This is a genomic window from Komagataeibacter europaeus LMG 18890, from assembly GCF_000285295.1.
Lineage (GTDB): Bacteria > Pseudomonadota > Alphaproteobacteria > Acetobacterales > Acetobacteraceae > Komagataeibacter > Komagataeibacter europaeus.
This window is the reverse complement of the sequence record NZ_CADP01000171.1, coordinates 1-3,990: the sequence shown is the minus strand read 5'-3', so window position 1 is coordinate 3,990 and position 3,990 is coordinate 1. Positions and strand designations below refer to the sequence as shown.

Sequence of the window (3,990 nt, the reverse complement as noted above, 5' to 3'; positions counted from 1 at the left end):
AATGATCGGATCTTTGCTTCCATATGTCCGGCCTGTTGATGCGGCCATAGGGTCGCTGGCCAAGATGGCTTCCGCAGCGTGAGCCCCAAACACAGAAGCGGTCTTTGATGACCACTGGTTGCCACGGGTTTTCTCACGCCATGGATCGATCGATCACACCATCTGCTCTATTACTTGCAAGCCACGACCTCAGCTCGGCACGAGAGCGTCAAATGTCAGCGCATCGTGCCAGGCTAAGCTCAAACAGCAGCTGCGCCGGGTTGCTGCAGAAGGCGCTTATAGTGTTCGCCGCTGACCATCAGTTTCCAGGCAATCCGCGCAATCTTATTGGCAAGGGCCACCGCTGCGAGTTTCGGTTTTTTGCGCTCCAGCAATTCACGTAACCAAGATGAGGCATTCTTCCCATTGGTCCGCCGGGCATGCGACACGACTGCGGTCGCGCCAACCACCAGCGTGCTTCGCAAGACCTCATCGCCAGCGCGTGTGATTCTGCCAAGCCTTGTTTTTCCACCGGTTGAGTGATCCCTGGGCGTCAATCCGATCCAGGCCGCAAAGGCTCGACCCGATTTGAACAGATGCGGATCAGGCGTTTTCATCATCAGCAGCGCTGCGCCGATCGGGCCAACGCCCGGAATTTTCGCAAGACGCTGACTGCATTCGTTGGCGCGGTGCCATGCCATCACCTTGCCCTCAAGCTGTTCGATTTCACCTTGCAATTCAGCATATTCCTTTGCGTGAAGGGCAAACAACTCGCGCGTCAATGTGGGCAGGCTTTCGTCCGCAGCGATCCGATCAAGGAGTGCCTCAATCCGGCACATGCCTTTGGGCGCCGTGATCCCAAACTCGGCAGCATATCCCCGGATCGTATTGACGAGCTGTGTGCGGTTCCGGATAAGTCGTGCCCGCATTCCAATCAGCATCAACGCTGCCTGCTCTTCCTCGCTCTTGAGCGGGACGAACCGCATTGTAGGCCGACTCATCGCTTCACAGAGGGCTTCCGCGTCGGCGGCATCGTTTTTCCCGCGCTTGACATAAGGCTTCACGAGCTGCGGCGCGATCAGCTTCACTGTGTGTCCCAGACACGAGAGCACCCGCCCCCAGTAATGGGAGGCGCCACAGGCCTCAATCGCGATTTCAATCGGGGGCAGTTTCTCAAAAAACTTTACCATCTCCCGGCGGGATAGCTTCCTGCGCAAAACAGGCTGCTCCTTCGCGTTTACACCGTGCAATTGGAAAACACTTTTTGACGTGTCCATGCCAATACGGATAATTTGTTCCATGGGTGGCCTCCTCTGTGAATTCTGCAACGACTTCACCTTGGCACATCGCGATGCCGTTGGGAGCCGTCCACCCCATCAGTTCAGGTCGCGCGTCGTCGCCATGCGGCGGCGCGGTCATGCGGGGATGCAGGATCTGCAGCGCGCGCCTGCGCCAGCATGACCAGCATCCCCGCCAGTGCGCGCCGGGCATGGTCGCCCACGTGGTTGCGTGGCCCCAGTTCCAGCGCGCTGAATTCGATCTGTCCGCTAAATGTCACGATCCGTTTCAGCAGGGTGCCGGTCACGGCCTGCTGTTCCGGGTCGGCCGATGCGCCGGGGTGCCGGGTGATCGTGGCACAGGTGGCGCGGAATGTATCGGCCAGACGGTCCAGAAGCTGCTGGCGGGCGCGTTCCACCATGCGGGGCATGAACAGGACCGCCAGAACCGCTTCGCACAGCACGCCCAGTATGATGTAGCTACTGCGCGCGACACTTATGGCAAAGACATCATCAGGTTGCGCAATGGCCCCCGTGGCGATGATGGCGGATGTAAATCCCGTCAGCACCAGTCCGTAAGCCCGGTACTGGTCCAGCAGTGTCGCCAGTGCGCAGCACAGCCCGATCCACAGGGAAAGGCAGGCAAAGAACAGTCCCGGCGCCTGCGGGAAAGCCGCCATCAGGGTAATGGCCGCGACACTGCCCACCAGCGTGCCGAAAATTCGCCACCGCGCCTTGGACAGGCTTTCCCCGCGTGAGGACTGCGCCACGACCCATACGGTCAGTGGGGCCCATTGCGGGCTGTCCAGTTCCATCCACATCGCGATCAGCAGCGAAATGATGGCGGCGAACGCTGTGCGTACCGCAAACGCCAGATCAGGCAGGGCTGGCGCATAAATCCACGAAACGCGCCTTACTTGATGCATCAGCACGCTGGTAATGCGCTCAGGCAGGGGTAAAGTTGCGGTCCGGGCCCCCATTTCGTTCAGCCTTTTACATCATGGTCAGGATGCGCATTGCCCATGCGGGCTTTGCCGTGGCGGAACATGGCGGCGGCGGGGCCGACGGGTCCAATCGTTTGTTATGATATTTTGATAAGTAATATTTATGAAAAAGCCCCGGGTGGATTCAGGGCATGGATCATGCGGCTTATGACGGATACGGGGGCCGTATACCCGTCATGCGATGCGGAACCGTATGGTGTCAGTCTGCCATGGGAACAGGCGGGTATTCAGAATGTAATATTGCTGTGCAGGCCGAAGATCGCCTCGTCGCCGGTGCGGCGGTATGGGAAGGACGGGTCGGCACCGCCGCCGGCGGGGTGCCAGACGTACTGGAAGTCGGGCTGCATGACCAGCCATGGCGTGACCTGCGCCTGATAGGTCAGTTCAAGGTGGTTTTCGTTGCCCTGCACCAGCGAATGGCTGTCGCGGTCGAACTGGCGCTGCCCCGAACTGGCGCGGCCGATGCCCCAGCCCAGCCCGATCGTGTCGTTGTCGCGTCCCCTGAACGGGGCCTTCAGGTTCAGCCCCGCGTCGATGGCGAAGCTGATCATGTTGCGGTCGCCCCCGTTGCCCGTGGCGCGCACGAATGCACCCAGCGAGCGGGGGGATGTTAGCGAAGGCCGCCAGATCATCTGGTCGATGATGCCATAGACCATCCAGTTGCCCCGGTCCCATCGCGGGGTCAGGTCGGCCTGCGTGGCGCTGGCGTTCAGCGTGGCCGCCCCCAGTGAACCGCCGCGCTGGTTGTAGCGGTAGTCGGCGAATTTCGCGGTATCGTAGTATCCACCCAGCTTGTACACCCCCGGCAGGCCGGGATTTTTGGTCACGTTGGACATGTCGGCCGGCTGCGGGTTGAGCGCATACTGCAGTTCGGTGATCAGCAGCGCGCCGGTGCCCATGTTGAAGTTCGTGCCGTTGGCGCCGTCATAGGTCTGGCTGGTGGGATCGGAACTGAAGCCGCTGCCAGACCCGGTGGCCTGCTGGATGGGCAGGGAGTTGTAGCGGTTGCCGGGCGGGTTGTCGTCGGCTGCGGCGAACATGAAGGTGAATTTCTCGCTGGGGCGGTAGCGGATGCGGATGGCGGGCGAGGACAGCGGCCATGACGGCCCGCCACCATACAGGTTGACCGAAGGGGCCATGGGCCAGCCGAAATTGGCGTTCAGGTACAAAGACGCGTAATAACTGACCAGGAATTCGGTATCAAGGTCCTGCTGGCCGATCTTCACGTCCAGCTTTCCCTTGAGGAAGGACTGCTGGTACCACAGTTCGAACAGGCGGGTGGAGCGATCGGCCTCGAACCCGCTTATGGGGTTGAAGTTGTTCAGGTGATCCTGCGAGATCGAGCGCCCGCGCGTCTGCAGCGCGCTGACGTTGAACAGGCCGCCCTTCAGCCCGAACAGCTTTTCGGTATCGATGGTCAGCGTCGGCATGGTGACGCCGTCATAGGCGGGGCCGGTGCCCGAACCCTGCCCGTCGCCATTGGTGCTGGGCGTGCCGCCGGTGCCGTTGCCCCAGACCTCATCGACTTCCTGTATGTCGAAGGTGATGCCGTGTTTGTAAAGCCACGGCCGCGCGCCCCACATGTTGCCCAGCAGGTTGCCGCTGGTGTCCAGCCTGTCCTCGCCCCCTGCCGCGACCGCGGCCTTTTCTTCCGTATCGGCCTGCGCGCGTTCCGAATCACGCACCGTGGCGGGGTCGATCTGCTGGATCAGCGGGGTGGAATTGCCCAG

2 protein-coding genes and 1 pseudogene are annotated in these 3,990 nt (G+C 61.2%); all 3 read right to left on the bottom strand.

Going from position 1 to position 3,990, the window contains the following annotated elements; translation table 11 throughout:
- Positions 1–239: 239 nt before the first annotated feature.
- The gene (locus GEU01_RS19805; protein ID WP_019085102.1) at positions 240–1,280 is read right to left on the bottom strand and encodes an IS110 family RNA-guided transposase; all 1,041 of its coding nucleotides are present in this window, start codon (positions 1,278–1,280) and stop codon (positions 240–242) included.
- 82 nt (positions 1,281–1,362) lie between these two features.
- A pseudogene (locus tag GEU01_RS23495) lies at positions 1,363–2,182 on the bottom strand (FUSC family protein); the annotation flags it as partial.
- Between the two features lie 305 nt (positions 2,183–2,487).
- The coding region (locus tag GEU01_RS19795) for a carbohydrate porin (protein ID WP_019085340.1) at positions 2,488–3,990 on the bottom strand (1,503 nt) is incomplete at its 5' end.

Coding starts and splice junctions, on each gene's coding strand:
- GEU01_RS19805 (WP_019085102.1), bottom strand. CDS start 1,280: ATGGAACAAATTATCCGTATTGGCATGGACACGTCAAAAAGTGTTTTC.